At 63.0% G+C, this 3,126-nt stretch carries 2 protein-coding genes and 2 pseudogenes; 1 reads left to right on the top strand and 3 read right to left on the bottom strand.

What is annotated here, in order from left to right; all coding sequences use genetic code 11:
- Positions 1-122: 122 nt before the first annotated feature.
- Positions 123-467 (top strand): annotated as a pseudogene (locus EOA33_RS29720) (zincin-like metallopeptidase domain-containing protein); the annotation flags it as partial.
- A gap of 157 nt (positions 468-624) precedes the next feature.
- Here EOA33_RS29720 and groL read toward each other — a convergent pair.
- The 3 genes and pseudogenes from groL to EOA33_RS29705 all read right to left on the bottom strand — a co-directional run.
- Positions 625-2,280 carry a chaperonin GroEL gene (groL, locus tag EOA33_RS29715; protein WP_127407264.1) on the bottom strand — a complete coding sequence of 552 codons (1,656 nt, stop codon included), beginning with the start codon at positions 2,278-2,280 and terminating at the stop codon, positions 625-627.
- A gap of 69 nt (positions 2,281-2,349) precedes the next feature.
- Positions 2,350-2,646 carry a co-chaperone GroES gene (groES, locus tag EOA33_RS29710; protein WP_006203049.1) on the bottom strand — a complete coding sequence of 99 codons (297 nt, stop codon included), beginning with the start codon at positions 2,644-2,646 and terminating at the stop codon, positions 2,350-2,352.
- A 230-nt stretch (positions 2,647-2,876) separates the two neighbouring features.
- Positions 2,877-3,126: pseudogene (locus EOA33_RS29705) on the bottom strand (methyltransferase type 11); the annotation flags it as partial.

Raw genomic sequence — 3,126 nt, 5'->3', positions numbered from 1 at the left:
CTTTGCGGGGCAGGCCCTCGGGCCCGCCCCGCAAAGCGGCGGAGCAACGCCTGAAGCGTAAGAACTGTCCTGATTCTGGCTCAGGAAGATGACAGAAAGGACGCGTTGGAGGTGTGACCTAACACGAGCTTGGACACTGGACCGGCCACCCGAGGCGACTCGCGCGCGACCTGTCCGGCTCCTTCGGGTCCAACACCTATGCGCGCGAGGAACTGGTCGCCGAAATCGCATCAGCCTTCATCTGCAGCAGTCTCGGCATCGAGCCGAGCGTGCGCCATGCCGACTACATCGGCTCATGGCTGACGGTTTTGCGCGAGGACAACCGCGCCATCTTCCGCGCCGCAAGCCATGCCTCGAAAGCCGCCGATTTCCTGCTTGGCCGCAATGTCGATGTCGAAGGCGAGGCACATGCCGAAACCGCCTATGGGAGCGCGCAATCCTCACACGCGACCGCCTTGCGCCTCTGATGACGCAAAGCCGCGCGCAACCAACTCGACAGTTCTTTTGAGGTTGCCCTAACGCCGATGGCCGGCGTTGGCGTCGATCGTTCATCGGACCGAGGTTCGCAAAAAAAGAGGGCGGCATTGATGCCGCCCTCTCGTTGCGAAAGCTGCCAGAGCTGGATTAGAAATCCATGCCGCCCATGCCGCCCATGCCGCCGCCGCCCATGCCGCCAGGCATGCCGCCGCCAGCCGACTCCTTCTTCGGAGCCTCCGCGATCATGGCTTCGGTGGTGACCAGCAGGCCGGCGACCGAGGCCGCGTCCTGAAGAGCCGTACGGACAACCTTGACCGGATCGACGATACCCATGGCGATCATGTCGCCATACTCGCCGGTCTGGGCGTTGTAGCCGAAGGTCGCGCCCTTGTTCTCAAGGATCTTGCCGGCAACGATCGATGCTTCCGCACCGGCGTTGGCCGCGATCTGGCGGGCCGGAGCCTGAAGCGCACGACGCACGATGTTGATGCCGGCGGCCTGGTCGGCATTGACGCCGGTGGCCTTGATGTTGGCCGAAGCGCGCAGCAGCGCGACGCCACCACCAGCAACGATGCCTTCTTCGACGGCCGCGCGGGTCGCGTTGAGGGCGTCATCGACGCGGTCCTTCTTTTCCTTGACTTCGACTTCCGTCGCACCGCCGACGCGGATCACCGCAACGCCGCCGGCGAGCTTCGCCAGACGTTCCTGCAGCTTCTCCTTGTCGTAGTCCGAAGTGGTCTCTTCGATCTGCTGCTTGATCTGGGCAACGCGGCCCTGGATCTCGGCCTTCTTGCCGGCGCCGTCGACGATGGTGGTGTTCTCCTTGGAGATCGACACCTTCTTGGCGCGGCCGAGCATGTTGAGGCCGACGTTCTCGAGCTTGATGCCGAGGTCTTCCGAGATGACCTGGCCACCGGTGAGGATGGCGATGTCTTCCAGCATGGCCTTGCGGCGATCACCGAAGCCCGGCGCCTTGACGGCGGCGATCTTCAGGCCGCCACGCAGCTTGTTGACGACCAGCGTGGCCAGAGCCTCGCCTTCGACGTCTTCCGAGATGATGAGCAGCGGCTTCGAGGTCTGCACGACGGCTTCGAGAACCGGCAGCATGGCCTGGAGGTTGGACAGCTTCTTCTCGTGCAGGAGGATGTAGACGTCCTCGAGCTCGGCAACCATCTTGTCGGCGTTGGTGACGAAGTAGGGCGAGAGGTAGCCGCGGTCGAACTGCATGCCTTCGACGACTTCGAGTTCGGTCTCGGCGGTCTTGGCTTCCTCAACCGTGATGACGCCTTCGTTGCCGACCTTCTGCATCGCTTCGGCGATCATCTTGCCGACCGAAGCATCGCCGTTGGCCGAGATGGTGCCGACCTGAGCGACCTCCTCGGAGGTCTTGATCTTCTTGGCGGCCTTGCCGAGAGCGACGACGACTTCGGTCACGGCGAGGTCGATGCCGCGCTTCAGGTCCATCGGGTTCATGCCGGCGGCAACCGCCTTGTGGCCTTCCTGGACGATCGCCTGGGCGAGAACGGTCGCGGTCGTGGTGCCGTCGCCGGCGATGTCGTTGGTCTTCGAAGCGACTTCGCGGACCATCTGCGCGCCCATGTTCTCGAACTTGTCCTCAAGTTCGATCTCCTTGGCGACGGTGACGCCGTCCTTGGTGATGCGCGGGGCGCCGAACGACTTGTCGATGACGACGTTGCGGCCCTTGGGGCCCAGCGTCACCTTCACCGCGTCGGCAAGGATGTTGACGCCGCGCAGCATGCGCTCGCGGGCATCACGGGAGAATTTTACGTCTTTTGCAGCCATTGTAAGCTCCTGGCAGGGGTTCGGGGCGAACCCGCAGATTCAAGATTCAGTTGACGGTGAGGCCGATGTTCAGCCGATGATGCCCATGATGTCGGATTCCTTCATGATCAGAAGGTCTTCGCCATTGAGCTTGACTTCGGTGCCGGACCACTTGCCGAACAGGATGCGGTCGCCGGCCTTGACGTCGAGCGGCACGAGCTTGCCGGCTTCGTCGCGAGCGCCGGAGCCGACGGCGATGATCTCGCCCTCCTGCGGCTTCTCCTTCGCCGTATCCGGGATGATGATCCCGCCGGCGGTCTTGGATTCGGATTCGACCCGGCGAACGACCACGCGGTCATGAAGCGGGCGGAACTTGGACTTTGCCATAAGTGTCTTCCTCGATGAGAACGGTGAGAACTGTTCCTCCATCCGGCGAGGCCGGATATGTTAGCACTCACACAAGGCGAGTGCTAACGTGGCGCTGAGATAGGCCGGAGGCTTTCGAGAGTCAAGGCGCGCGCAAGGAACGAACCGCGCGAAATTTTTCCCGGCCTGGATTCGCATCAGGAACGCGGTCTTTCGCTGATGGGATCGCGAAGGAATTTCATAGCTGCCCCTTAGCGCCTTGGCGAGCGCAGCACCAGTAGCGGGCAACGTTCGGCGAGCCCGTAGGTGCCGGTCGGAACGACGCCGACATTGTCGAAGAACGCATGCGCCTCGCCGATCACCGCGTCAGCCGGGGCGAAGCTGTAGATAGCCGAAGAGTTGCGGTAGACGTCGATGGTGCCGATGACCGGCAGGTCCCATCCGGTGCGCGCCGAAAGCTCCACGCGATCGGGGAAAATCGCCTCAAATTGTTCGAAGATT

This window comes from Mesorhizobium sp. M4A.F.Ca.ET.050.02.1.1 (genome assembly GCF_003997725.1).
Taxonomy (GTDB): Bacteria; Pseudomonadota; Alphaproteobacteria; order Rhizobiales; family Rhizobiaceae; genus Mesorhizobium.
This window is presented reverse-complemented; position numbering and strand designations above follow the sequence as displayed.